We start from the raw sequence: 25,745 nt of genomic DNA on the forward strand, positions 1-25,745 counted from the left end.
CGTCCCGCCCGCTCAGTCGACCCGGACGATCCGGCGCAGGACGAGGCGTTCCAGCACCGTCCACGACGTGGACGCGACCAGGTAGATCCCGGCCGCCAGCGGAGCGACGGCGGCGACCAGCACCGTCGTGTAGGGCAGGTAGGTGAGGACGCCCATGCCCGGCACCCGCTGTCCTTCAGGGGCCTGCTGGGCGAGGGCGGGCAGGGTCAGCCACCGCCGACTGGCCCAGGCGACGGCCGCGAGCAGCGCGAGCAGCGCCAGGAAGACCAGGACCGGCGCGGCGGCCCCGCCCGTGAGGGCCTGCGGCAGGGTCGAGCCCAGCGGCACCCCCGCCAACGGAAGGGCCAGCAGCGCGTTGGCCGTGCCGTCGATGTCCGGAGCGGTGAACAGGCCGTAGAGAACGACGAACACCGGCATCTGCGCGAGCGCGGGCAGGCATCCGGCAAGCGGTGACGTGCCCTCCCCGGCGTAGAGCTTCCGGGTTTCGGTCAGCAGCCGTTCGGGGTTGTGGCCGTGCTGTTCCCGGAGCGCTGTCAGGCGCGGAGCGAGACGGGCGCGGATCTTCTCCCCGCGTATCTGGAGACAGCTGAGCGGAAGCAGGAGCAGACGGACGCCGAGGGTGAGGCAGACGATCGCCGCGGCGGCGGACGCCGGGCCGAGGACCGGAAGAAGTGCGTCACTGACGGTGATGGTGAGGGTGTGCGCGGCGTTGAGGACCGCGGCGGACGGACCGAACGTGTACATGGGGGCCTTTCGTCACGAGGATCGGTGATCGGCGAAAGGCCGCGCGAGGCAGCGGCGAGCACCCCGTTCCGAACGCGGGGACGAGGGGGCGTGCGGTCACGCGGCCGGGACGGCCGCGCCGGGTGCCCGTGGCCGGGGTTTTCCGGGCACGTTGGGGGCTGTGGAGACGACGACGCCGACGCGCTGCTGCCGTAGGCGCATCGCGCCGCGTCGAGCCCCGGGTTCGGTCTCGGTGGACGGCCGGAGGCGGTGACCGGGGACGACGAACCAGAACAGAGCCGCGCCGACGGCCAGCACCGCCAGCACGGTGAGAGGACCCGCGTCGAACGGGGTGCCGTCCATCCCGAACAGGAGCGCCTGGACGGCGAAGAGGACGAGCGCCATGGCACCTCCCTCGCCTCCGGACGGATCTGTCGGAACAGACGCGCGGGACGGAGGAAAGGTTCCCGCGGTCGGGGTGCGGGCCCGACCGCGGTGCGCTCAGTTCCCGATGAGCGCGCCCACGCCGCGGCTGAGCAGCGCGGCGGCGACGCGGGTGCCCAACCGGGTCGGCCGGTTGGGGGCGTCCTGCTCGCACACCTCGATCATGTGCTTGCCGTCGCGGGTGAACACCATTCCGCGCAGGGAGAGCTTCCCGTCGGGAAGGGACCGGCAGTGACCGGCGATGGGGCTGTCGTAGTGCGCCTTCAGCCCGTGTTGCAGGGTGCGTTCGGCGGTGATGTGGGACCGGGTGACCGGGTCGTCGATCGTGTAGAGCAGATCGGCGAGGGGGACGTCGTCGATCCGGCAGGCCACCCCGATCGCCGCGGCGCCGACCGGCGGGCACATCACCTCCAGGTCGAGGGTCTGCACGGCCCGGTCGTCCGGCGGGTGGGGACGGGCGATCTCGGAGCGGGCCACGACCACCGCCTCGTACTCGTCCTGGGCGTCGAGCGTGTCGATCTGACTGTCGGCGTCGCCGTGGGTGGTGAGGACGTGCAGGTCGGGGCGGTGGCGCAGGAGTTGCCCGCAGCGGTGGACCGAAGGAACGCCCACGGCGGCGCCTTCGGGGAGTTCCGCGAGCGACCGGTACGGGGAACCGGCCCGGAAGACCACCACGTCGTGGATGTCCTCGCGGCGGATGTAGGCGCCGAAGGTGATTCCCTCGGGGACGGTGGAGTCGCTGGGGACCTCCTTCATCCAGTGCACCGCGAGGTCGATCTGGCCGGAGAGCAGCCGTCGGTCGAGTTCCCGTTTGGCGGCGGTGCGCCCGTGCAGCGAGGCGAACCCGCCGACACGACGCTCGGCCGCGGTCTCGACGGGGATGATCTCCATCGAGACTTCGGGAAGGGCTTTGGCCAGCAGGTCACGCACTTGGAGGGCGTGGACCCGGGCGGTGGGGGAGATGCGGGTACCGATCCGTAACCGTTGCTGTTCTACAGGAAGCACATCCCCAAAGATAAGCAAGTTACGCTCATATCAACAGGAATTTAACAAGCTCGAAACATGAGATTCCGGCAATAGTGTGCTTGCTTCCCCGGTGTCGCAAATGTGAGCCGAGGTGGAAACGGTGACACGCCGTCCGTGTGTCTTTTGTTTACACAGGGTACCCGGTCGATGACCATTGAGTGGGAAATCGCTCCTCCGTGAAGTGGAAAACCGACCGTGCCGATCCGCCCGCACTATCTCGCCGCCATGGCCGCCACCATCGCCAGGGCGTCGGACATCGCCGCCCGTCGCTCGGGGGCTCCGGTGACGGTCCACTACGAGTCGGGCCACCGTCAGGTGATCGAGGCGGCGACGCCCCACCGCCTGGTGCGCGACCAGGGCGGAATCGTGGCGGTGGAGGCCGACGCGGACACCGGCTACTCCCTGTACGCGGGAGCGGCCTGCCACCCGATCCTGATCCTGCGCTCGGACCGCGGCGGAGTCGAATTCGACATCCCGGTCCGGGCGGGGTCGATCCGGGTCGAGGACGCGCTGGAGCATTCTCCCGAACGAGCCATTCGTCACGGACGCGGTTAATGAGGCGGTCTTCCGCCTGCTGACCGTTTTGTTGCCCGGGGTGGTGGTTTTCCGCTCACGGGAAAGTCAACCACCGATGATCTCGGTGAGTTTCTCCCACTGGGACGGGTCCGCCAGGGCCGAGCCGACGGCCACCGCCCGGGCGCCCGCCGTCAGGTAGTCCGCGGCGTCGTGGGCCGAGACCCCGCCGGTCGCCACCAGGTTCACCTCGGGAAAGGGGCCGCGCATGGCGGTGAACCAGTCGGGGCCCAGCACGCTGGCGGGGAACGCCTTCAACCACGTGACGCCGTGGCGCAGCGCCCGCTGGATCTCGCTGGGGGTCGCCACGCCCGGCAGGTGCGGCATACCCGCTGCGAGGGAGGCGGCCAGGACCTCGCCGTCGAAACCGGGGGCCACGGTGAACGCGGCTCCCGCCTCGGCGGCCTGGACCACCCGGGCGGGGGTCGTCACCGTCCCCGCGCCCACGGGGCGGCCGCGTTCGCGTCCCGCGGCCACCGCCGCGCGCAGCGCCGGGAGCGCGGCAGAGGACTGGATGGGGACCTCGACCAGGTCCATTCCCAGGTCCCAGGCGCGGTTGGCCAGTTCGACGGTGGTGTGTTCGGACATGCCGCGCAGGATCGCCATGATCCGCTGACCGGAGAAGAGCTCGGTGAGGTCCACGGACATCGGGTCACGCTCCGGAGAAGAGAGGGGCGGTCGGGTCGAGGGGAAACAGCGAGGCGTCGGGAACGCGCAGGGCCGCCCACTCCGCGTCGGACAGGGCGAGCAGGCGCTCGCGGGCGGCACGCGGCGGGAAGGGGGCCAGGTCGGCGACGCTGAGCAGGGTGGCGGCGGCCATGACGTGCCCCAGGCGCAGGCACTGCTCGGTGGAGCGGCCGTCCAGCAGCCCGGAGAGGAAGCCCGAGGCGAAGGCGTCACCCGCCCCGACCGGTTCGACCACCTCCACCCGGGGAGCGGGCACGAACACCCGGCTGTCCCCCGAGTAGCAGGTCGCGCCGACGTCGGCGTCCTTGACCACGAGGCGGCCGACCGCGGGCAGCAGAGCGCGCACCTCGTCGGCGGTGGCGGTGTGCCACAGCCGTTCGGCCTCGTCCCGGCCGACGAAGACCAGGTCGGCCGCGCGGGCCGACTCCAGCAGAGGACGCGCCGCCCGCTCCGCGGACCACAGCGCGGGGCGGTGGTTGACGTCGAAGGAGAGGATCGGTCGCCCGGGGGCGCGGTCGGTGAGCAGGCGGCGGGTGAACTCGGCACAACCGGACGACAGCGCCGGTGTGATCCCGGACAGGTGCAGCAGCCGCGCGCCGCCCAGTTCGGGGGACCGGGCCAGCTCCGGACCGATCGCGGAGGCGGCCGAACCCCTGCGGTAGTAGTAGACCGAGGTGCCCTCGGGAGAGGGGTCCTTGAGGTAGAGGCCGGTGGGCCGCTCCGGGTCGACCTCCACCAGCGCCACGTCCACCCCGTATCCGGACAGGGTCCGGAGGATGATCCGTCCGAAGGGGTCGTCGCCGATCCGGCTCATCCAGGCGACCCGGTGGCCCAGCCCGGCGAGGCCGCAGGCCACGTTGGACTCCGCACCGCCGATCCGCGGCAGGAGCGCGGGCCGTTCGACCAGTGGAACCGCCGAGGCGGGAGAGAGCTGCCCCATGGTCTCGCCGATACAGATCACGTCGTACAAGCCGGTTCCGGCCATCGCGCCACCACCCTCCGCACTGCCGCGCCCGCCACACTAGCGTTCCCGGCCCGTTCCGGGTGGGGGCGCCGGGGCGGGCGCGGCAGCGGGGGAGCCCGTCGGGAATCCGCTCCGGGCGACTCGGCACGCGCTCGGGACGGAGACCGACGGGGGTTCCGTGGCGGCTCAGGCGACCCTGCGCGCGGAGTGGAAGTTGCGGTCGTAGTGGTGGGCCATGGGCACGATCTGGACGCGCTTGCCGCTGTTGGGCGAGTGGATCATCTTGTCGCCCCCGACGTAGATGCCCACGTGACTCGGGCCGGAGTAGAAGAAGACCAGGTCACCAGGGCGCAGGTCGGAGCGGGACACCGGCTGGCCCTGGGTGACCTGGCCGCGGGTGGTGCGTTTCAGCGTCACCCCGGCCTGTCTGTAGGACCACTGCACGAGCCCGGAACAGTCGAAGGCGTTCGGTCCGGCGGCTCCCCAGCGGTAGGGGGCGCCGATCCTGCTCTCGGCGTGCCGCAGCGCCTCCTCCGCGGTGCTGCTGCCCCTGTCTCCGTTCCGGTTGCCCCGAACGTGCTGCTCCTCCTGGGCGGACTCCGCTCCCGGGTCCGCGCGGTGCGCGGCACCCGTGACCGGAGTCGCGGTCGCGACGCTGACCGTGGCGGCCAGTGCCAACGCCGAGAAGGTCGTGGCGGCCCGGCCGATGAGGCGCGGGGTGTTGTCTCTCTGCGACCGACCGAAACCCTCGCTGCAGAACATGGTGTCTTCCCTCGATTTTTGGACAAAGGACGCGTTCGTCTTGCGGAAGGGGATGACGCTGCCCACGGAAACACAAGGCCGCTGGGGTTTCGGATATAAAAACCGGGTCGGCGTGTCGCTGCGAATCCTTCTTGCGCGGTGCTTCGGCGGGAGTGAATCGGAACCCCGGGGAGTGGCGTGCCGAGGTGCGGCGCAGTGGCCGGAACATGCGTCTTCAGGTGTCCGCAACCGGTTCGTCCGTTATCGGAGAAAGCCCTGCCAGCTTGCGACTTCGGTCACATCGTCGAGGGGCGACGCGGAGGATTCAGACATCGGGTGGTCCCATGAATGGGGGTGTCGGAGAACTGATCCGAATCTGTTACCGAAACACCGGAGAGAGCGTCGATGGTGTCGCCGTGGAAAAAGCGGCTCCTGTGATTTATTGGCTCCTCCTTGACCCGTGGAAAACCGATTTGGCCGGGAATTCGGATACCACGCCAAGAGGACGACGGGGGACAATGGCGAAGAGTTGCTCCGGGAATTCGACCAGATTGCCGCATTTCTCCGGTCGGGTCCGGTCACCTGCGGCGGCTCCGTGGCTGTTCCACGGCACTGCCCGGGGAGCTTCGGGCGGCGAACCCCGGCTGGGCCGCCGACGGGGCGCGCCGCCGCCGCGAGTATGGGGCTGATGTGGGGCATCGTCCGTCTTGCGACCGCTGTGGGCTACGATTCCGAAAGCCATGATTATCCGTGCGGCCATCCGGTCTGACCTCGGCGCGATCCTGCGGCTCCTGCGCGACCTCGGGGAGGCTGCCCCCACGCAGAGCGGCACCGTTCGCATGTCCTCGGCCACCGTCCGGGCCTGGACCCGCATCGAGAACGACCCCGAGCGCACCGTGCTGGTCGCCGAGCGGCGAGGACAGATCATCGGGACTCTCGACCTGATCGTGATCGCCAACCTCACCCACGACGCCCAACCGTGGGCGGTGATCGACAACGTGGTGGTGGACGCGGCCTACCGGCGGACCGGGATCGGCCGGGCGTTGATGGACGACGCGGTGAACCGCGCCGTGCTGGCCGGCTGCTACAAGATCGAACTGCTCGCCCACGAGAGCCAGGGCAGCGCCCGGGAGTTCTGCCTGGCGATGGGATTCACCACGTCCGCCGAGGGATTCCGCCGCTACCTGTGAGCCCGGACGACGAGGGGGCGGGACCGTGCCGGTCCCGCCCCCTCGTTCCGCGGTCGGTGCGTGTCACGAAGCGCTGGGGTCCTTGCTTCCGTTGTCGGAACCCGCGGCTCCGGGGTGCCGGTAGACCCCGGTGAGGTCCGGGGACGAGGGGGGGACGGGGGCCGTGGTCTCGTCATCGGGAGCCGGACCCGAGTAGCGGAAACCGTGGGGGCGCCCCGGGAGCGGACGTACCGGCTGCGACACCGGGCCGGGCTTCGGCTGCTCCTCGGGCTTCAGGTTCACCGTGGCCTCGTTGTCGGCCGGAGCCAGCCGGGCGGTGGCCTCGTTGTCGGACGAGGTCTGCCGGTCGGCGGGCCTGGGAGTCGGAGCGGGCTTGGCGGCCTCGGACTGGGCTGAGGAGGGGGCGGTCGGCTTGGCGGGCTGCGGCTTGTCGGCGGCAGCGGGCTGCGGTTTGTCCGCGGAGTCGGTCGAGGTGGTGGACTTGGCCTCCGACTTGCCCTCGAAGTCGGACCGCTTGAGCCCGGCGTCCAGCACACCGGCCTTGGCCTCGGCCTGGAGCAGTTCGGCGAGCGTGTCGCGCATGTCGTTGAGGCGGCGCAGCGCCTCCCCGTGCGTCGCGGTCAGCCGCTTCAGACGCCGGTCGGCGGTGTCGTGGATCTTGTTCGCGCGGGTCTCGGCCTCGCTCAGCTTGCGCTCCGCCTCCTTGGCGGCCTGGTCGCGCAACTGCTCGGCCTCCTTCTTGGCGGAGGTGAGATGCTCCTTGGCCTCGTCGCGGGCGCCGTTGACGATCCGCTCGGCCTGCTCCTGCGCGCTCTTGACCTTGGCCTTGGCCTCCTCCTCGGCCTTGGCCCGGATGTCGTCGACCTCCTTGTCGACCTGGGCGCGCTTGTCCGCGGCCTCTTCCTCGGCGATCCGCAGGATGTTGGCCAGGCGCTCGCTGATCTGCTCGTGCTCCGGCTTGACCGCGGCCTTGGCCTTGGCGTCGGCGAGTTCGTGGCGCAACTGCTCCAGTTCGTCGTGGGCGCGAGCCAGACGCTCCTGCAGGTCACGGAGTTGGTTGTGGTTGCGGACGACGAAGTCGTCGACCTGACGCTTGTCGTATCCGCCCTTGCGGACCGTCGGGAAGGCGTCTTCGCGCAGCAGGTTCGGGAGTATTTCTGAGGTGTGTTCGTTCATGTCCTTGGTAACCGGGTCGACAGTGATTCGGGCGGGACGGGTCTTTACTCTCTGCCTATCGTTCCCATAACACCTCAAACGCGAGGTGTGGGATTCCTAGTCTTCAACAGGGGAATGCTGGGTGCGAGAGGAAACGGATTGTGTGCGGGCCGTGACCGGGTGGCCGACTGCGGTGTGCCCCGGCGACGACGCACTCGGGCCGGCCTCGGCGGCTCCACGGCGGCGCGTGCGGCAACCCTGTCAGAGCCGACCGGGATCCGCCCTACTAAAGTATGGGCGATTGCGCCCGTGCATGGACGGTATCGGTCATTTCCGCTGTCCGCACGCGGTTCCCATTCGCGAGGAGGTCGCATGTCCGGCAGCGGCGGAGTCCCGCGCATCGGTTCGGCCGCGTTCGGTGAGCCGGTGATCCACCCCGAGGCCTGGATCGCGCCAGGAGCGGTGGTGGTGGGGCGGGTCCGGATCGGCGCCCGCAGCAGTGTCTGGTACGGGTCGGTGCTGAGAGCCGACACCGAGGACGTCGTCGTGGGGGAACGCTGCAACATCCAGGACCTGTGCTGCCTGCACGCGGACCCCGGCGAACCCGCGGTCCTGGGCGACGGGGTCAGTCTCGGCCACAAGGCGATGGTCCACGGCGCGGTGGTGGAGGACGGCGCGCTGGTCGGTATCAACGCCGTCGTGCTGGGGCGCGCGACGGTGGAGAGCGGAGCTCTTGTGGCGGCGGGCGCACTCGTGCCGCCGGGTAAGCGGGTGCCCGCGGGAACACTGTGGGCGGGAGTGCCCGGCAGGGTGATCCGGGAACTGACCGACGCCGAGCGGGAGAACCTGGTGGGCACATCCGAGCGGTACACGGACTACGCCGACCAGCACCGCGGAGTCGAGTGGCGCTAGGGCCCGCCCGGCGGAGCGCTCCGGGATCGCGGCCGCCGGGACGGCGGACGCGCCGTCCACGGGACCGCGTCCGCGGTCCCGTGGACGGGGAAGTCGACGAGGGTGCGAGGGTCAGGCCGCGACCGGGCCGGAGACCGGGAACCACCGGTCGCGCACGAAACGCACCGCCAGGGTGGCGATCTGGGCGACGAGCGCTTCGACGAGCATGGCCAGGGTCTTGGCGAGCAGTGTCGAGAGGAAGTCGGACACAGACGATCCTTTGGTGACTTGGGGAAGTACGCACCTTTTATAACCGATCGCGAAGTCCGGTAGGTGTGACGGACGCTGTCATCCAGATGAATCATCCCTGACCACCAGGTTTCTCCTCTGAGCTGCGCAGACGCCGGGTGAACAGCGCCGCGACGACGGCGAACCCCGCGGACGCGCCGAGCCCGACGAGCCAGCCGTACCACGCCAGCGGCTGGCAGCCGAAGAAGCGACTGATCCCCGGCAGTTGCACGATGGCGCCGAGCACGGCGAAGGAGGCGAGTCCCGAGGCGAGCACCACCGGGTCCCGACCGCCGGCCGTGATGGTCTGGGCGAGTTGGGCGCCCACCAGAGCGACGAGCGCGGCCGTGTTGGCCTGCCCACCGATGCCGCCGGCCCTGCTCAGCAGCCAGGTGGCCAGCGCGGCGGAGGCGGTGGTGGCCGAGCGCACGGCGATGTCGCGGTTGAGCGCCGCCCCCAGCGACTGCTCCGGTCCCTCGTTGAGTAGTTCCTCCTGGCTCACCCCGTGCGGTCGCCGCATGGCCAGGGCGATCGACGGCAGCATGTCGGTGAGCAGGTTCACCAGGAGCAGTTGGCGCACGTTGAGCGGACTCGCACCGCCGAGCAGGCCCGCGCCGACCGTGAAGGCGATCTCGCCCAGGTTGCCGCCGAGAAGCACGGCGAGGGCGTTGCGCGTCGACTTCCACATGGCCCGGCTGTCGGCGATGGCGTGGGCGATGGTCTCGATCCGGTTGTCGGTGACCACCACGGCGGCCGCCTCCCGTGCCGCGGGCGTGGCCCGACTGCCCAACGCGATCCCCACGTCGGCCAGCCGGATGGCCGGGGCGTCGTTCGCACCGTCGCCGGTGACGGCGACCACACGCCCGTCCTCCCGCAGCGCCCGGACGATCCGGGCCTTCTGGTCCGGGCTGACCCTGGCGAACACCGAGACTTCGGAGACCAGCCCGGTCAACGCCTCGTCGGAGAGCTCCGCCAGTTCCGACCCCGTCATGGTCCTGCCGTTCAACAGGCCGAGCTCCGCCGCGACGGCCTCCGCGGTACTGGGATGGTCGCCCGTGACCATGACGACCTTGACGCCCGCCGACCCCAGCCTGGCCACCGCCTCGGCCGCGGTGGAGCGGATCGGGTCGGCGATCCCGACCAGGCCGAGGAAGCGCAGTCCCCTGATGCGCTCGTCCTCCAGGTCGCGCCGGTCGGAGGCGGTGCGCTCCGCCACGGCCAGCACCCGGTAGCCCTGCCTGGCCAACCGCTCCACCTCGTGCTCCACCGTGGTCCGGGCACGTCTGTCGAAGGCCGTGGACGTACCGGACTCCGTCCAGGTGTCGCAGCGCTCCAGGACGATCTCCGGAGCGCCCTTCACGGCGATCATCTGCCCCTCCGGCGTTCTGCCGAGCACCGCGTGGTAGCCGCGGCCGGGTTCGAAGGGCAGTTCGTCGACGCGCTCCCAGGCCCCCACTCCCTCGCCGGTGTCCATGTCCAGCCACCTCGCGCCGCGCGCGATCGCCCGGTCGGTGGGGTGCGCCAGTCGCCCGCCCCCGTCGTGTTCGGGATTGGCCCGCAGCGCCCCGGCGACGATGGGACGCATCTTCGCCGAGAGCTTCACACGCTTGCCGACAGGAGCGGACTCGACACCGTCGGAGACCAGTCGCAGTCGCAGCCGCCCCTCGGTCAGGGTTCCGGTCTTGTCGAAGCAGAGCACGTCGACCCGTCCGAGCGGTTCGATGGTCGTCGGATCGCGGACGAGCGCGCCGTGGTGGGAGAGCCGTCGCGCGGTGGCGAGTTGGGCCGCTGTGGCGAGGAAGGGCAGTCCTTCCGGCACGGCGCCCACCGTGAGCGCCACCGCGGGGCCCAGCGCCTGCGCCAGGCTCCGCCCGCGCAGCAGTTGCGCCGCCATGAGCACGACCCCCGCCCCCAGCGAGATGGGCAGGGTGATGTTGGTGAGCTTCCGGAGCCGGGCCTCCACACCTCCTCTGGGCGCCTCCTGCGCCTCCGGGCGCATGGCCCGGCCGATCTCGGTGCGTTCGCCGGTGGCGACCACGACCGCGACGGCGTCGCCCGCGGCGATGACCGTGCCCTCGTACAGCATGGAGTGCCGGTCGGCGACCGCTCGGGCCGCGCTCGGCGCGGCGCTCTTGGCGACGGGCTGCGACTCGCCGGTCAGGCTGGACTCGTCGACCTCCACCCCCTCGGCCAGCAGCAGGCGGCAGTCGGCCGGGACGGAGTCTCCCGCCGTGAGCGCGATGACGTCGCCCGGCACCAGACGTTCGGCGGTCTCCGCGACCGGGTCGGAGCTTCCCGGGCGCCGTACCGCGGTCCGCACCGCGCTCAGGTCGACGAGCCTGCGCAGAGCCCGGTCCGCGCCGATCCGCTGGGCGCCGGAGACGACCGCGTTCACCCCGAGCACCGTGCCGATGAGCGCCGCGTCGACAGCGGAGCCCACGGCGGCCGAGAGGCCCGCCCCCACCGCCAGCGCGGGCGTCAGCGGGTTGTCCAGTTCCTCCATCATGAGCTGACCGAAACCGGGACTTGCGGCCCGTTCGTCGTCGGTCTCGGCGGGGCGGCGCTGAGCGGCCTCCTCCTCGCTCAGCCCCGACATCGAGGATCTCAGCCGGGAGAGCACCGCCTCGACCGGCCAGGCGTGCCAGGGGACGCGCTCCTGCGGCACCGGGTCGGGGCGCCGTGCCGCCTCCAGTCCGGCCCAGGTGCCCCGGGCCATCGCGAACAGGACCGCCGTGTTGACCGCCATGGAGGCCCTCCGGCCCGCTCCCGCCGCGGGACCGGCGGCGGTGAGCAGCACGCCGGCCGTCGCCCCCATTCCGGCGATACGCACACCGATCTCACTCATCCGCCGAGCGGTCCGCATCGCGTCGATGACCGAACAGGCTCCGTCGAGGCCGGGACCGCACAGCAGATGGGCGGCCCAGGCGGGATGGGCGGTCCGCCCCGTGATCCCGATGCCCACGTCCGCCGCCGCCAGCGCCGCCTGCTCCCGGGCGCTGACGAGAGCGACCCCGTGCCCCTCCTCCTGGAGCGCGCGCACCGACGCCGCCAGGGACGTGCCGCCCGGAACGGTCCGGTCGACCCGTAGTCGTTCGCCGAGGCGGCTGCGTACACCGGCGACCACGACCGGACCGGTCTTCCGTGCGGCGTCGACGAGGGCTTCGGCGAGCGGATCGAGTTCCGGCAGCACCGAGACCAGTGCGACGACCTCCTCTCCCCGGGAGAGAGCGAGGAGTCGGGCTCCCCGGTCTCGGCACGCCCGCGCCCACTCCCTGGACTCCCGTGGGACCTGCGACAGGCTCGTCCTGGCCGCCGTCCAGCCGTTCCGCTCGTGGCGTCGGTCGATCCGGTCCAGGTCGATCAGTGCGTGTGCGCGGCGGTGGGCCTCCTCGGCGGTGACCGCGTCCGACACCGGAACGACCTCGTCGATCGCCAGTGCGCCGGTGGTCAGCACGGAGGCGTCGAGAACGGTCAGGTCGACGCGGTCGAGGCGGCGGAGGACCTCGGTGTCGCGGACGAGAACGCCCCGGGACGCCGCGGCCCGGCCGAACCGACTGGCGAACGCGTCGCGGCCCAGGGTCGCCGCCCTCGGGATGCCGGAGACCAGGACCCCTTCGGCGCGGTGCAGGTTCCGCGTGATCGCGTAGGTGGCGCCGAAGGCCGCGAAGGTGAACGGCGCCAGGCGGACGGCCTGTTCGACCGGTCCCGGCGGTAGCGGGACCGGGCGTGCTCCGGCCGTGACGGGTTCTGCGCGGAAGGCGCCCGGCGCGGAGAGGAAGTCGGCGCCGTGGCGGTCCCACGCCTGTTTGTGGGCCCTGCTCTCCGCCAGACGGCCCAGTCGGTGCAGCGCGTCGATCGCCAGACCGGTGGGTTCCTGGGTGAGGGCGTGGGAGAGGGTGACCCCTGTGGAGAAGAGGAACTCGGTGGTGCGTCGACCGATCCTCCGTTCCAGTTCGCCGCGGATGCGGGGGGTCATTCCGCTGAGGACCAGTGAGGGGGTCACCGCGGGCGGGAGCGGTGTGGCGCGCAGCGCCCTGCCGAGGAAGGCGACTCCGAAGCCCGCGATGTCGGCGCCCACGAGCGCGGCCTCGCGCAGCACGGTCCGCTCGTCGCCGGGATGCGGGACGGGGGCGAACTCCGTCCTCTCGTGGCCGTGCTTGCGTTCCACCTCCTCGACGGCGTCGAGGAGGTCGTCGGTCGGCACCTTCTCCTCGTGGAACACCCTGACCCGGCCGAGGACCGCGTTGACCTCCGCGCGGTGCACGCCACCGATCCGGGACAGCCGGTTCTCCAGGCCGCGCGCCATGCGCTCTGTTCCGGGCAGGTGGACGCCCCTGACCCGGATGTCGGTGTGGTCCGGAGCGCGGCGGGTGCGGCGGGAGTCCGCGATGCCGGGAAGGGACTTGGCGAGGCGGGCGGCAGTCCCGAGCAGGTCCTTCAGTGACATAACCATTCCGTAGCGTGACTGTGGCTGTCCATAAAAAGGCTGCGGCCGAAAACACGCCGGTCGCAGCCCGTGCTCGAATCTCAGGACTTCCTGCCCCGGCCCTTCCTGTTCTCCGCTTTCTCGGCCTGGGCCTCCGGGGCCGCCTCGGTCTGCGACTTTTCCCTGTCGGAGGATTCCGTGGACTCGGTCTTCTCGACCTCCGATTTGCCCTCGGTTTTCTCCTCGGAGCGTCCGCCGAAAGGCGGCCCGTGCTCGTCGGTCTGCTGGGGGCGCCTGGCGATCGCCGTGCCGACGCCGATCGCCGCGGCCACCGGCCACTCGATGACGCCGAACGCGGCCAGGGCACCCAGTCCCGCGTAGTAGGCGAACTGGTCCTTCGGCGGCAGGTAGTCGGCGGCGGTGCGCCCGGCCGTGGAGACCTCCTCCTTGTTCACCTTCGGCATGCCGGGGACGGGGATCCTGATTCTGTGGACTTTGAACTCGGGAGCGACGACAGGTACGGTGATCGCCATATTTCGCTCTCCCTCTTCTTCCGTGGTCGCGTGTACGCGACGTGGGTACTGAGTCGGCTCGGCCGTGCGGTCAACGGGTTTCCGGCGGCGTGCCGGCCGCTTTTCAGGGCATTCGCCGCCACGGGCCTGTCGGTCCGTCGGGTTTCCGGGCGTAATTTATAATTCCTATTCCTGGATATCCTACCCGTCATGTGGGGGCACAATGGTAAAGAAAATGTCCGCGCCGGTTAATATCGGGGAGGGGAGGCGGCGAAGGGGGCGGCGTGCTCCGGGCGGCGCGGAGTCGGCGCCGCGCCCGCGGGGCCCGGCGGCCCGTGGCGGCGGTTTCCCTCCGCGGTGCCCGCCTGTCCTGCGGTGTCGGTCGTTCGTCGGGCGGAGCGGCGTGCCGGACGCCGGGTGGGTGGCGGCTTCTTCGGCGGTATGCCGAGAGGTGTACAAAAGGACCGGAGAACCGGCATGCCGCATCGCAGTGGTCTAAACCACTCCTGCGGTCGGGAGGGTTGTGCCGGGACGGGGTCCCGGTGCGGAGGAATCCTCGTCCGGGGTCCGGTGCGCCAGGATATAAGCGCAGGTCACAACTGTTTTTTGGGGTTTCCTCATTTCTTCTCGTTCTGTAGCGGACGGGGATGAAAGGAGGATTGCGCTAGTCCGGATGACCGCTGAAATGACGGGAATCCGTGGCATTGAAGAACTAGCTCTCCGGGCGGCTGAAAAATGGTCCCTATGGGTCATGCCCCGGATGGCTACTGCCGCGTAACCTTGGTCGGGACACTGGCGGAGGGCCTCCCCGGCGTGTTCCGGACCGATGGGGCCTCCCCTGGGCAAGGCGCGGATCGGAGGTGGCACAGGTGGACGCCGACCCCTGTTCACGCCTTCATGACGCCGTGGCGCTGGCCGAGATCGACCTGTACACCGACGTCCTGGCGGCCGTGAGCGACGCCGACGCCCCGCTCACCCCCGAAGAGCTCGACCGGGTGCTGGGCCTGCTCCCGCCCGAGCCCGCGAACCCTCCCCGTCTCCGCGTGTCCTGCACGCGTTCCGCCCGCCGTGGAACCTCCGAGCTGTCGATCTGAACGGACCGCAGAGGATGACCGTGTCGTCACCGGGGCACAATCGACGTTCGGAGCCCGATGGGAGCGGAAGCACGGTGGCTTGACGCGCCCGAAGGAGAGGGAACGTGGAGTTTGCAGACCGGTTGGCCCGGGCGCACGAGCTGATCGACGACGAGGACTACCCCGGTGCGGTCGGCGCCGTCGAGGCGTTGATCCCGGAGTTGGCGGCGGCGTTCGGGGAGCACCACGAGGACGTGCTGCACGCCCGGGTGCTGCTGGCCCACACGCACAACAGCGCCGAGGAACCGGAGCGGGCACTGGCGCTGGCCCACGCGACGCTCTCCGACATCGAGGCCCACCTGGGAGAGGAGCATCCGCTGGCCGCCCGTGCGCAGTTGGTGATCGGCCGGGGGCTGGAGATCCTCAACCGCCTCGACCAGGCGGAGACCTGGTACCGGCGGGCCGCCGGTGGAGGGGAGACCCTGGCGATGGCCAACCTCGGCTTCCTCCGCTACTCGGCGGGAGACACGGTCGAGGCGACGGCGTGGTGGCGCAGGGCCGCCGAGTCGGGGCATGTCGGGGCGATGAACAACCTCGGCTTCCTCTACGAGGAGACGGGGAACACGGGGCGGGCGGAGGCGTGGTACCGCAGGGCCGTCAACCGGGGCCACGTCGGGGCGATGAACAACCTCGGCTTCCTCTTCGGCCGGACCGGGCAGATCGCCGAGGCCCGGGTCTGGTTCCGCAGGGCGGCCGAGGCGGGTCACGTCGCCGCCATGGCCAATCTGGGCCTCCTCCTCTACGGGGCCGGAGACACCGGAGAGGCGGAGAGGTGGCTGCGGCGGGCCGCCGAGGCGGGCAACGTCGACGCGATGACCCATCTCGGCCACCACTACCGGAAACTCGGGGACACGGAGCGCGCGGAGGAGTGGTTCCGCCGCGCGGCCGACGGACAGCACCCCTGACCGCCGTGGCGGCGGGGCCGCGCGGCAGAGGGGAGGGCCGCGGCCTCCGGGGCGGGTGACCCCGGGCGCCACGGCCCTCGCCCGGTTGTGCCGGAGAACAGCGGGTCAGCCGGTCAGACCGTCTCCCTGGCCTGCGGCTCCTGCTGGTTGTCCTGCTTGGCCGACCTCAGCAGGAGTTGGGCGACGTCCATGACCTCCACGGACTCGTCCGCCTCCTGCTTGGACTTCTTCTCGTTGACCGCGTCGCTCACCATGACCTGGCAGAACGGGCAGCCGGTGGCGATCAGGTCCGGCTTGGTGGACAGCGCCTCCTCGACACGCTCGGTGTTGATGCGCTTGCCGATGCGCTCCTCCATCCACATGCGCGCGCCGCCCGCGCCGCAGCAGAAGCTGCGCTCCCGGTTGCGCGGCATCTCGGTCTTGTTCACGCCGGGCACGCCGGTGATCAGCTCACGCGGCGGCTCGTAGACCTTGTTGTGGCGGCCCAGGAAGCACGGGTCGTGGTAGGTGACGTTCTTGTCCACCCGCTCGATCGGCGCGAGGCGGCCCTCCTTGACCAGTTGGGCGAGCAGCTTGGTGTGGTGCACCACCTCGTAGTCGCCGCCGAGGTCCGGGTACTCGTTGCCGATGGTGTTGAAGCAGTGCGGGCAGGTCACGACGATCTTGGTCGCGCCGACCTCGTTGAGCGTCTCGATGTTCTGCTGGGCGAGCATCTGGAAGACGAACTCCATGCCCAGGCGGCGCGCCGAGTCACCGGTGCAGGCCTCCATGGAGCCCAGCACCGCGTACTTGACGCCCGCGATGTGCAGCAGTTCCGCGACGGCCTTCGTGGTCTTCTTCGCGCGGTCCTCCAGCGCGCCCGCGCAGCCCACCCAGAACAGGTACTCGGTGCCCTCGGGCAGCCTGTCCTCGACGACGGGGACCTCGAAGTCGACCTCGGAGATCCAGTCCGTGCGCTTGGACTCGCTCATGCCCCACGGGTTGCCCTTGTTCTCGAGGTTCTTGAGGAGGGTGTTGGCCTCGGAGGGGAAGCTGGACTCGATCATGACCTGGTAGCGGCGCATGTCGAGGATGTGGTCGACGTGCTCGATGTCCACCGGGCACTGCTCGACGCAGGCGCCGCAGTTGGTGCACGACCACAGGACGTCGGGGTGGATGACGCCGTTCTCCTCCTCGGTGCCCACCAGCGGGCGGCTGAGCAGGGCCAGCACGTCGTCGTGGATGTCGGGAGTCTCCTCGTTGATGCCCTGCATCAGGTACGGGGCCTTGGCGTAGGCGTGGTCCCGCAGGTCCATGACCAGCTTCTTCGGGGACAGCGGCTTGCCGGTGTTCCAGGCCGGGCACTGCGACTGGCAGCGACCGCACTCGGTGCAGGTGGAGAAGTCGAGCAGGCCCTTCCAGGTGAACTCCTCGACCCTGCCGACGCCGAACGGGTCCTCGTCGGGGTCGGCCTCCTCGAAGTCCAGCGGTTCGCCGTCCCTGTTGAGCATCTGCTTGGCCGGGCCGAGCGCGACCGAGCCGTCGACGTTGCGCTTGAAGTAGATGTTGACCGGCGCGGTGAAGCGGTGCCAGGCCACGCCCATGGTCAGGTACACGCCGATGGCGATGAAGAACAGCCAGGAGATGATCAGCTTGAAGGCCGCGACGAGCGCCAGGGCGGGCTCGCTGGCCGGAAGCACCGCGCCGAGCGCGTGCGAGACCGGGGTCGCCCACACCGGGAACGGGAAGTCGTCCATGGCGACCTTGATGCCGCGGATCACGAAGATCGAGACCAGCAGGGCGATGATGTAGGCCTCGACGTAGTAGGCCGTCCAGTGCCGGGAGTTGGCGAACTTGGACCTGCGGCCCAGGGCGCGCGGCCCCCGGAGTTGGCGGTAGAGCGTCAGACCGAGGATGCCCGCGAGGCTCGCGGCGGCGATGACCTCGATGAACAGGCCGTAGATCGTCCAGTCGTGGATGATCGGCAGGTGGAAGTGGGGGTTCCACACCTCGCCGTGCGCCTCGGCCACCGTGAACACCAGTGCCGGGAACGACACCATGATGAACCAGTGGGCGATGCCGATCCAGCGCCACTTGAGCATGCGTGTGTGCCCGAGGGTCTCGATCAGCGTGTTCGTGATGCGCCGCCCGAAGTCTGCCTTCCGAGCGGCTTCCACCGGACGGCCGACGCCCAGGGTGCGGACCATCCGGCGTATGCCATAGGCCCACACGGCGACTCCGACCACGGCGAAGGCGGTCGTGATGATCCCCAGTATCAGGTAGAGCATCGCCCGCGGCCTCCCAACGTGATGTCGTGTCCTGGTGTGCCGCACACCAGGGGTCCACTCAATGTTACTAGCGAGTAATGCCCGACGGGTCAACGCTCCGCCGGCCCCGTCCCTTGACCGACTGGGCGGGATGGCTGGTTGTCAAGGTTAGTGAAGAGGGTATGCGGCCTCTTCAGGTGGGTAGCCGGTCCGAGGGGCGGGGCGCGACCCCGGTCGTACCGTCCGGGGGTTCCCCGGGAGGGGGGTCAAGGCTTTCCCCCGGATGTCCCTGAATCCGGGAGTCCGCGATGGGAGACCGGCGCCCGTCGGGAACAACCGTGGTGGCTTCCGCGTTGATCCGAGTGCGAGCGTAACTTGAGTCGAGTCGGCTCAACTGATTTGACAGTGAGTCTCTCTCGAAGCAATATTGCGTTGGTAAGACTCAACCTTGACGGAGGAAGCACTCATGGCACGTGCGGTCGGCATCGACCTGGGAACAACGAACTCGGTCGTCGCGGTCCTGGAAGGCGGCGAGCCAACGGTCATCGCCAACGCCGAGGGCGCCCGGACCACCCCGTCCGTCGTGGCCTTCGCGAAGAACGGCGAGGTGCTCGTCGGTGAGGTGGCCAAGCGCCAGGCGGTCACCAACGTCGAGCGGACCATCCGCTCGGTCAAGCGCCACATGGGCACCGACTGGAAGACCGAGATCGACGGCAAGACCTTCAACCCGCAGCAGATCAGCGCCTTCGTGCTGCAGAAGCTGAAGAGGGACGCCGAGGCCTACCTCGGTGAGGAGGTCACCGACGCGGTCATCACCGTCCCGGCCTACTTCAGCGACGCCGAGCGGCAGGCCACCAAGGACGCGGGCCGGATCGCCGGCCTCAACGTCCTGCGCATCATCAACGAGCCCACCTCCGCCGCGCTCGCCTACCACCTGGAGAAGGAGGACGAGGCCACCATCCTGGTCTTCGACCTCGGTGGCGGTACCTTCGACGTCTCCCTGCTGGACGTCGGCGACGGCGTGGTCGAGGTCAAGGCCACCCACGGCGACAACCACCTCGGTGGTGACGACTGGGACCAGGCCATCGTGAACTGGCTGGTCGAGCGGTTCAAGAACAGCAACGGTGTCGACCTGTCCAAGGACAAGATGGCGCTGCAGCGGCTGCGCGAGGCCGCCGAGAAGGCCAAGATCGAGCTGTCCAGCTCCAGCGAGACCTCGATCAACCTGCCCTACATCACCGCCTCCTCCGAGGGGCCGCTGCACCTGGACGAGAAGCTCACCCGGGCGGAGTTCCAGCGGCTGACCGCCGACCTGCTGGAGCGCACCAAGGCGCCGTTCCACCAGGTCATCCGGGACGCCGGAATCGACGTGAGCAAGATCGACCACGTGGTGCTGGTGGGCGGCTCGACCCGTATGCCCGCCGTGGTCGACCTGGTCCGCGAGCTGACCGGCGGCAAGGAGCCCAACAAGGGCGTCAACCCCGACGAGGTCGTCGCGGTCGGCGCGGCGCTGCAGGCGGGGGTGCTCAAGGGCGACGTCAAGGACGTGCTGCTGCTCGACGTGACCCCGCTGTCGCTGGGCATCGAGACCAAGGGCGGCGTGTTCACCAAGCTCATCGAGCGCAACACGGCCATCCCGACCAAGCGCTCGGAGATCTTCACCACGGCCGAGGACAACCAGCCGTCGGTGCAGATCCAGGTCTACCAGGGTGAGCGCGAGATCGCCCAGTACAACAAGAAGCTGGGTGTGTTCGACCTCACCGGCCTGCCCCCGGCGCCGCGCGGCGTGCCGCAGATCGAGGTCACCTTCGACATCGACGCCAACGGCATCGTCAACGTCACCGCCAAGGACCTCGGCACCGGCAAGGAGCAGTCGGTGACCATCTCCGGCGGGTCCGCCCTGCCCAAGGAGGACATCGAGAAGATGGTCCGCGAGGCGGAGGAGTACGCCGAGCAGGACCGCAAGCGCCGCGAGGAAGCCGAGATCCGCAACAACGCCGAGTCGCTGGTCTACCAGACCGAGAAGGTCATCGCCGACAACGAGGACAAGATCCCCGCCGACGTCAAGAGCGAGACCCAGGAGGCGGTCGGCGACCTGAAGAAGGCCCTGGAGGGCACCGACATCGAGGCCATCCGCAGCGCCAGCGAGAAGGTCGCCATGGCCAGCCAGAAGATCGGCTCCGCGATCTACAGCCAGGGGCAGCAGACGACCGCCGACACCGGCGCCTCCGACGGCCAGAGCGCTGACGACAGCGAGGTCGTGGACGCCGAGATCGTCGACGAGGAGAACAAGCGCGAAGGCAACGCCTGAGACCGGACGCTGGATGAGGAGGCGTAGCTAATGGCGGTGCCGGAGAACGAGCACGGCAACGAGCAGGAGGGGCCGGTGATCCGCGACAACCGGCGCATCGACCCCGAGACCGGCGAACCGCGCGCCCCGGAGGGGACGGCCGAGTCGTCCTCTCCGGCCTCCGAGGCGCGGGAGGCCGGGTCCGCCGCGGCGGAGACCACCGCGACCGTGGACGACGCGGAGCTGGCCAGGCTGCGGCAGGAGGTCGAGGAGCGCACCAGCGACCTCAAGCGGTTGCAGGCCGAGTACGTCAACTACCGCAAGCGGGTCGAGCGCGACCGGGTGGCCGTGCGCGAGCAGGCGCTCTCCCAGGTTCTCGGTGAACTGCTGCCGATCCTGGACGACATCGGCCGGGCCCGCGCACACGACGAACTGGTCGGCGGCTTCAAGTCGGTGGGCGAGGCGCTGGAGGCCCTGGTCTCCCGGCTGGGGCTGAAGAAGTACGCGGAGAAGGGCGACGAGTTCGACCCGACCGTCCACGAGGCCCTGACCATGGTGCCCTCGCCCGATGTGACCGTCCCGACCGTCATCGAGGTGTTCCAGCCGGGGTACCTCATGGGTGAGCGGGTGGTCCGCCCGGCCCGCGTGGTCGTGGCCGGACCCGCCGAGGAGGAGGCGGACGCCTCCGCGGAGGCGTCCGGGACCACCGGGGCGGCTCAGGCGTCCGAGACGGCCGAAACGTCGGGCGAACCCGAAGAGAACACCACCGACAACAAGCAGGGCGAGCAGTAGCGAGCAGCAGACGTGTCCCGGGCCGCGGCCCGGGACACGCCACTCACCAACCACCTGAGCACGGAGCGGGAGAAGCAGACGTCGATGAGCACCAAGGACTACCTGGAGAAGGACTACTACAAGGTCCTCGGAGTCTCAAAGACGGCCACCGCGGACGAGATCAGGGCTGCCTACCGCAAGCTCGCGCGCAAGTACCACCCCGACGCCAACAAGGGCGACACCGAGGCCGAGGGCAGGTTCAAGGAGATCTCCGAGGCCTACAGCGTCCTGTCGGACGAGAAGCGCCGCAAGGAGTACGACGAGGCCCGGTCGCTGTTCGGCGGCTCCTACCGGCCCGGCGGAGGCGGCGGTGTCGGCGACTTCCACCTCGGCGACCTGTTCGGTCAGACCGCGTCCAGCGGCGGCGAGCGGCTCACCGACCTGTTCGGCGGGCTGTTCGGCGGGCGCGGCGGCCGCACCAGCCAGTCCCGGCGCGGCGCCGACCTGGAGACCGAGACCACGCTCAGCTTCACCGAGGCGGTCAACGGGACCACCGCGTCCTTCAACCTGACCACCTCGACCTCGTGCCCCACCTGCCGGGGCACCGGGGCCAAACCCGGGACCACACCCCGGGTCTGCCCCAAGTGCGCGGGCACCGGACACGAGAGCACCAACCTCGGCGGCTTCTCCCTGTCGGAACCGTGCAGCCTGTGCAAGGGACGCGGCTTCCTCGCCGACGACCCGTGCGCCACCTGCGGCGGCTCCGGGAACGTCAAGAGCACCCGCACGGTGCAGGCCCGCATTCCCGCGGGAGTGGCCGACGGGCAGAAGATCCGGCTCCGGGGCAAGGGCGAACCGGGGGAACGCGGCGGACCCGCCGGCGACCTGCTGGTGACGGTCAGGGTCAGACCGCACCCCGTGTTCGGGCGGTCCGGCGACAACCTCACCGTCACCGTTCCGGTCACCTTCGCCGAGGCCGCACTGGGAGCGGACGTGCGCGTGCCCACCCTGAGCGGCTTCCCCGTCACCGTGAAGATTCCCCCGGGCACCCGCAACGGGCGTGTCCTGCGCGTCCGAGGCAAGGGAGCCACCAGGCGCGACGGCACGACCGGCGACCTGCTGGTGACCATCGAGGTGGCGGTGCCGCAGAATCTCAACAGCGAGGCGCGGGAGGCGCTGGAGCGGTTCCGAGCCGCCACCGCCGACCACAACCCGCGCGCCGACCTGGAAGCCCGGGCGAAGGGGGCGTGAGAACCATGAACGATGCCACGTTCGGCGACGACACTCCCGTCTACGTCATCTCGGTGGCGGCGGAACTGTCGGGACTCCACCCGCAGACACTGCGCCAGTACGACCGGCTCGGACTGGTGAGTCCCGGGCGTACGGCGGGCCGCGGCCGACGCTACTCGATGCGCGACATCCAGATGCTGCGCGAGGTGCAGCGCCTGTCCCAGGAGGAGGGCATCAACCTCGCGGGCATCAAACGCATCCTGGAGTTGCAGCGCGAAGTGGCCGAACTGCGCGAACACATCTTCCACCTGCACAACGAACTGAACGCGGCGCGCTCCGCCGCGGCCCGCCGGGCCACCAGCGCACGGCCCGGCGGGGGCGGCGGTGAACTGATCCCGGTCCGCCGCACCCGCGTCACCATCTTCAACCACACCACGACCCAGCCCCCCGAGACGCAGTAGCAGCCCCGGGCCGCCCCGGCCCCGGGCTCCTTCGGGCCTCCGGGCGGGTCAGCGCATACGTCCTACCTGTTCTGTGCCTTGAAGGGGCGGCAAACCATGGATTACAAGCTCACCAAGAAGAGCCAGGAGGCGCTGTCCGCGGCGATCCGGAGAGCCACCGCGGACGGAAGTCCACAGGTCGAACCGGTACATCTGCTCTCCGCCCTCGTCGGTCAGGCCGAGGGGGTCGTGCGTCCCCTGCTCAAGGAGGTCGGCGCGGACCCCGGCAGGCTCGTCCCCCGCGTGGAGGAGGCGATCTCCGCGCTTCCCAGGGCGGCGGGGTCCACGGTCAGCGCACCGGCGACCTCCCGGCAGCTCATCGTCTCGCTGAACACCGCGGCGCAGCGTGCCAAGCAGTTGGGCGACGAGTTCGTCTCCACCGAGCACCTGCTGGTCGGACTGGCCGCCGACGGCGGCACGGCCGCGACCCTGCTCCGCGAGGCGGGCGCCACGCCCGAGACGCTGCTGGAGGCGTTCGAGCGGGTGCGCGGCGGCGCCCGGGTCACCTCGGAGACCCCCGAGGACACCTACCAGGCGCTGGAGAAGTACGGGGTGGACCTCACCCGGCGCGCCCGTGACGGCGAACTGGACCCGGTGATCGGCCGCGACGCCGAGATCCGCCGGGTCGTCCAGGTGCTGTCGCGGCGCACCAAGAACAACCCGGTGCTCATCGGCGAGCCGGGGGTGGGCAAGACCGCGGTCGTCGAGGGCCTGGCCCAGCGCATCGTCGCCGGCGACGTGCCCGAGTCGCTGCGCGACAAGCGGCTCATCTCGCTCGACCTGCCCGCGATGGTGGCGGGAGCGAAGTACCGGGGCGAGTTCGAGGAGCGGCTCAAGGCCGTCCTCAACGAGATCAAGCAGAGCAACGGCCAGGTCATCACGTTCATCGACGAGCTGCACACCGTGGTCGGCGCGGGCGCGGCCGAGGGCGCGATGGACGCGGGCAACATGCTCAAGCCGATGCTGGCCCGCGGTGAGCTGCGCATGGTGGGCGCGACCACCCTGGACGAGTACCGCGAACGCATCGAGAAGGACCCGGCGCTGGAGCGGCGCTTCCAGCAGGTGATGGTCGGCGAACCGTCGGCGGCCGACACCATCGCGATCCTGCGCGGGCTCAAGGGCCGCTACGAGGCCCACCACAAGGTGCAGATCGCCGACTCGGCGCTGGTGGCGGCGGCCACCCTGTCCGACCGCTACATCACCGCCCGGTTCCTGCCGGACAAGGCCATCGACCTGATCGACGAGGCGGCGTCCCGGTTGCGCATGGAGATCGACTCCCGGCCGGTGGAGATCGACGAACTGCAGCGCGCCGTCGACCGCCTCAAGATGGAGGAGATGGCGCTGAGCAAGGAGTCCGACACCGCCGCCAGGCAGCGGTTGGAGCGGCTGCGCGCCGACCTCGCCGACCGGCAGGAGCAGCTCAACGCGCTGGTCGCCCGCTGGGAGCAGGAGAAGGCCGGGCTCAACCGGGTCGGCGAGCTCAAGGAGAGGCTGGACGAGCTGCGCGGCCAGGCCGAGCGCGCCCAGCGCGACGGCGACTTCGAGGAGGCCTCCCGGCTGATGTACGGGGAGATCCCGCAGTTGGAGCGGCAGCTCGAGGAGGCCGCCTCCGAGGAGGGGGAGGCCGAGCGGCAGGCCACCATGGTCAAGGAGGAGGTCGGTGCCGACGACGTGGCCGACGTCGTGTCGTCGTGGACCGGAATCCCCGTCGGTCGGCTGATGGAGGGCGAGACCACCAAGCTGCTGCGCATGGAGGAGGAGCTGGGCAGGCGCCTGGTCGGCCAGAAGCGCGCGGTGGCCGCGGTCTCCGACGCGGTGCGCCGGGCGCGGGCCGGGATCTCCGACCCGGACCGGCCCACCGGTTCCTTCCTGTTCCTCGGCCCCACGGGTGTGGGCAAGACGGAACTGGCGAAGGCGCTGGCGGAGTTCCTGTTCGACGACGAGCGCGCGATCGTGCGTCTCGACATGAGCGAGTACTCCGAGAAGCACTCGGTGGCCCGGCTGGTCGGCGCGCCTCCCGGCTACGTCGGCTACGAGGAGGGCGGCCAGCTCACCGAGGCCGTGCGGCGCCGCCCCTACACGGTGGTGCTGCTGGACGAGGTGGAGAAGGCGCACATCGAGGTCTTCGACACCCTGCTGCAGGTCCTCGACGACGGTCGGCTCACCGACGGCCAGGGCCGTCACGTGGACTTCCGCAACACCATCCTGGTCCTGACCTCCAACCTGGGGTCGCAGTTCCTGGTCGACCCCGCGCTGGACGACGCCCAGCGGCACGACAGGGTCATGCAGGTGGTGCGCACCACCTTCAAGCCGGAGTTCCTGAACCGGTTGGACGACGTGATCGTGTTCGACGCGCTGTCCACCGACGAGCTGACCGAGATCGTCGACCTGCAGGTCGACCGGCTGGCCCGGCGGCTGGCCGACCGGCGGCTGAAGCTGGACGTCACTCCGGCCGCCCGCGACTGGCTGGCCCTGACCGGCTACGACCCGGTCTACGGCGCCCGTCCGCTGCGGCGGCTGGTGCAGACCGCCATCGGCGACCCGCTGGCCCGGGAGCTGCTGTCGGGTGCTCTGAACGAGGGCGACACCGTCCTCGTGGACCTGGACGAGTCCAAGGACTCACTGGTGGTGGAACCGGTGGGAAAGACCGTGCCCGCGGGCATCGCGTGACGGAGGCCGGGAACCGCTGAGGGGCGGTGGCGTGTGAACGCCGCGGCCCCTCAGCGGTTCCGGCGCGGGGCGCGGCGGTCAGTGCTGGAGTCCGAGGACCGGTCGGATGCGCTCCTCCCCCGGCGCGAGCGGACAGCGACGCTCGGAGGCGGCGCTCCCCGGGGCCGCCGCGGCCGGTTTGCTTGCCAGGGCGGCAGGTACTTGCCATGGTAGGAAACCCCGAAGAGACTACGAGGCGGTGGCCGTGGCGCAGCGGCGGGGCGAGGTGATCCCGATTCGGAGAGTCCGGGTGCCGTGCCGACGTGGCGGCCGGGCCGCCGCGTGCGGTCACCGGGCAGTGGATCTGTCCTGCGCGACGCGGCTTCCGGCCCCGGGGTGCT

21 protein-coding genes are annotated in these 25,745 nt (G+C 70.4%); 10 read left to right on the top strand and 11 right to left on the bottom strand.

Annotated features, from left to right (window positions below):
* Window positions 1–12: 12 nt before the first annotated feature.
* From yidC to hemC, 3 genes are all read right to left on the bottom strand, one after another.
* Window positions 13–744, bottom strand: a complete 732-nt coding sequence (gene yidC / locus NI17_RS21440) for a membrane protein insertase YidC (protein ID WP_068690002.1) — start codon at window positions 742–744, stop codon at window positions 13–15.
* Between the two features lie 96 nt (window positions 745–840).
* Complete coding sequence (locus NI17_RS21445) at window positions 841–1,128, bottom strand: DUF6412 domain-containing protein (protein ID WP_068690005.1); 288 nt, start codon at window positions 1,126–1,128, stop codon at window positions 841–843.
* Window positions 1,129–1,224: 96 nt separating this feature from the next.
* Window positions 1,225–2,172, bottom strand: coding sequence for a hydroxymethylbilane synthase (gene hemC / locus NI17_RS21450; RefSeq protein WP_068690007.1), 948 nt, complete (start codon window positions 2,170–2,172; stop codon window positions 1,225–1,227).
* Window positions 2,173–2,388: 216 nt separating this feature from the next.
* Here hemC and NI17_RS21455 point away from each other — a divergent pair, with 216 nt between their 5' ends.
* On the top strand, window positions 2,389–2,748 hold the full coding sequence (locus NI17_RS21455; protein WP_068690009.1) for a hypothetical protein: 360 nt from the start codon (window positions 2,389–2,391) through the stop codon (window positions 2,746–2,748).
* Window positions 2,749–2,814: 66 nt separating this feature from the next.
* On the opposite strand, the gene NI17_RS21460 is transcribed toward NI17_RS21455, so the two are convergent.
* From NI17_RS21460 to NI17_RS21470, 3 genes are all read right to left on the bottom strand, one after another.
* Window positions 2,815–3,414, bottom strand: a complete 600-nt coding sequence (locus NI17_RS21460; protein ID WP_068690011.1) for a bifunctional 4-hydroxy-2-oxoglutarate aldolase/2-dehydro-3-deoxy-phosphogluconate aldolase — start codon at window positions 3,412–3,414, stop codon at window positions 2,815–2,817.
* Between the two features lie 4 nt (window positions 3,415–3,418).
* Window positions 3,419–4,438 carry a sugar kinase gene (locus NI17_RS21465; protein ID WP_068690013.1) on the bottom strand — a complete coding sequence of 340 codons (1,020 nt, stop codon included), beginning with the start codon at window positions 4,436–4,438 and terminating at the stop codon, window positions 3,419–3,421.
* 165 nt (window positions 4,439–4,603) lie between these two features.
* Window positions 4,604–5,179, bottom strand: a complete 576-nt coding sequence (locus NI17_RS21470) for a C40 family peptidase (RefSeq protein ID WP_084012514.1) — start codon at window positions 5,177–5,179, stop codon at window positions 4,604–4,606.
* A gap of 719 nt (window positions 5,180–5,898) precedes the next feature.
* On the opposite strand from NI17_RS21470, the gene NI17_RS21475 reads away from it, so the two are divergent.
* On the top strand, window positions 5,899–6,348 hold the full coding sequence (locus NI17_RS21475; RefSeq protein ID WP_068690016.1) for a GNAT family N-acetyltransferase: 450 nt from the start codon (window positions 5,899–5,901) through the stop codon (window positions 6,346–6,348).
* 63 nt (window positions 6,349–6,411) lie between these two features.
* Here the strand turns inward: NI17_RS21475 and NI17_RS21480 are convergent, their stop codons facing one another.
* Entirely contained in the window at window positions 6,412–7,524 is a 1,113-nt protein-coding gene (locus tag NI17_RS21480; RefSeq protein WP_084012515.1) for a hypothetical protein, read from the bottom strand.
* 351 nt (window positions 7,525–7,875) lie between these two features.
* On the opposite strand from NI17_RS21480, the gene NI17_RS21485 reads away from it, so the two are divergent.
* On the top strand, window positions 7,876–8,415 hold the full coding sequence (locus NI17_RS21485; protein ID WP_068690018.1) for a gamma carbonic anhydrase family protein: 540 nt from the start codon (window positions 7,876–7,878) through the stop codon (window positions 8,413–8,415).
* Window positions 8,416–8,526: 111 nt separating this feature from the next.
* On the opposite strand, the gene NI17_RS21490 is transcribed toward NI17_RS21485, so the two are convergent.
* The 3 genes from NI17_RS21490 to NI17_RS21500 all read right to left on the bottom strand — a co-directional run bounded on the left by NI17_RS21490 (window position 8,527) and on the right by NI17_RS21500 (window position 13,641).
* Complete coding sequence (locus NI17_RS21490; RefSeq protein WP_157129713.1) at window positions 8,527–8,664, bottom strand: hypothetical protein; 138 nt, start codon at window positions 8,662–8,664, stop codon at window positions 8,527–8,529.
* A 91-nt stretch (window positions 8,665–8,755) separates the two neighbouring features.
* Window positions 8,756–13,129: an HAD-IC family P-type ATPase gene (locus NI17_RS21495; RefSeq protein WP_119268088.1), complete on the bottom strand. Its 4,374-nt coding sequence runs from the start codon at window positions 13,127–13,129 to the stop codon at window positions 8,756–8,758.
* Window positions 13,130–13,209: 80 nt separating this feature from the next.
* Window positions 13,210–13,641 (bottom strand): hypothetical protein, encoded by a 432-nt coding sequence (locus tag NI17_RS21500; RefSeq protein WP_068690029.1) that lies wholly within the window; start codon window positions 13,639–13,641, stop codon window positions 13,210–13,212.
* 848 nt (window positions 13,642–14,489) lie between these two features.
* Between NI17_RS21500 and NI17_RS21505 the strand changes: the two genes are divergently transcribed.
* On the top strand, window positions 14,490–14,714 hold the full coding sequence (locus NI17_RS21505; RefSeq protein WP_068690031.1) for a hypothetical protein: 225 nt from the start codon (window positions 14,490–14,492) through the stop codon (window positions 14,712–14,714).
* 104 nt (window positions 14,715–14,818) lie between these two features.
* A complete protein-coding gene (locus tag NI17_RS21510) occupies window positions 14,819–15,658 on the top strand; it encodes a tetratricopeptide repeat protein (protein WP_147416977.1) in 840 nt (279 codons plus the stop codon).
* A gap of 113 nt (window positions 15,659–15,771) precedes the next feature.
* On the opposite strand, the gene NI17_RS21515 is transcribed toward NI17_RS21510, so the two are convergent.
* Window positions 15,772–17,925 carry a (Fe-S)-binding protein gene (locus NI17_RS21515; protein WP_068690035.1) on the bottom strand — a complete coding sequence of 718 codons (2,154 nt, stop codon included), beginning with the start codon at window positions 17,923–17,925 and terminating at the stop codon, window positions 15,772–15,774.
* Window positions 17,926–18,370: 445 nt separating this feature from the next.
* Here NI17_RS21515 and dnaK point away from each other — a divergent pair, with 445 nt between their 5' ends.
* The 5 genes from dnaK to clpB all read left to right on the top strand — a co-directional run bounded on the left by dnaK (window position 18,371) and on the right by clpB (window position 25,365).
* On the top strand, window positions 18,371–20,215 hold the full coding sequence (gene dnaK / locus NI17_RS21520; protein ID WP_068690037.1) for a molecular chaperone DnaK: 1,845 nt from the start codon (window positions 18,371–18,373) through the stop codon (window positions 20,213–20,215).
* Window positions 20,216–20,245: 30 nt separating this feature from the next.
* The gene (gene grpE, locus NI17_RS21525; protein ID WP_068690039.1) at window positions 20,246–20,986 is read left to right on the top strand and encodes a nucleotide exchange factor GrpE; all 741 of its coding nucleotides are present in this window, start codon (window positions 20,246–20,248) and stop codon (window positions 20,984–20,986) included.
* Between the two features lie 84 nt (window positions 20,987–21,070).
* Window positions 21,071–22,216 (top strand): molecular chaperone DnaJ, encoded by a 1,146-nt coding sequence (dnaJ, locus tag NI17_RS21530; protein WP_068690374.1) that lies wholly within the window; start codon window positions 21,071–21,073, stop codon window positions 22,214–22,216.
* A gap of 5 nt (window positions 22,217–22,221) precedes the next feature.
* Complete coding sequence (locus NI17_RS21535; protein WP_068690041.1) at window positions 22,222–22,656, top strand: heat shock protein transcriptional repressor HspR; 435 nt, start codon at window positions 22,222–22,224, stop codon at window positions 22,654–22,656.
* A 96-nt stretch (window positions 22,657–22,752) separates the two neighbouring features.
* The gene (clpB, locus tag NI17_RS21540) at window positions 22,753–25,365 is read left to right on the top strand and encodes an ATP-dependent chaperone ClpB (protein WP_068690042.1); all 2,613 of its coding nucleotides are present in this window, start codon (window positions 22,753–22,755) and stop codon (window positions 25,363–25,365) included.
* Window positions 25,366–25,745: the final 380 nt, after the last annotated feature.

The sequence above is a fragment of the Thermobifida halotolerans genome (assembly GCF_003574835.2).
Lineage (GTDB): Bacteria > Actinomycetota > Actinomycetes > Streptosporangiales > Streptosporangiaceae > Thermobifida > Thermobifida halotolerans.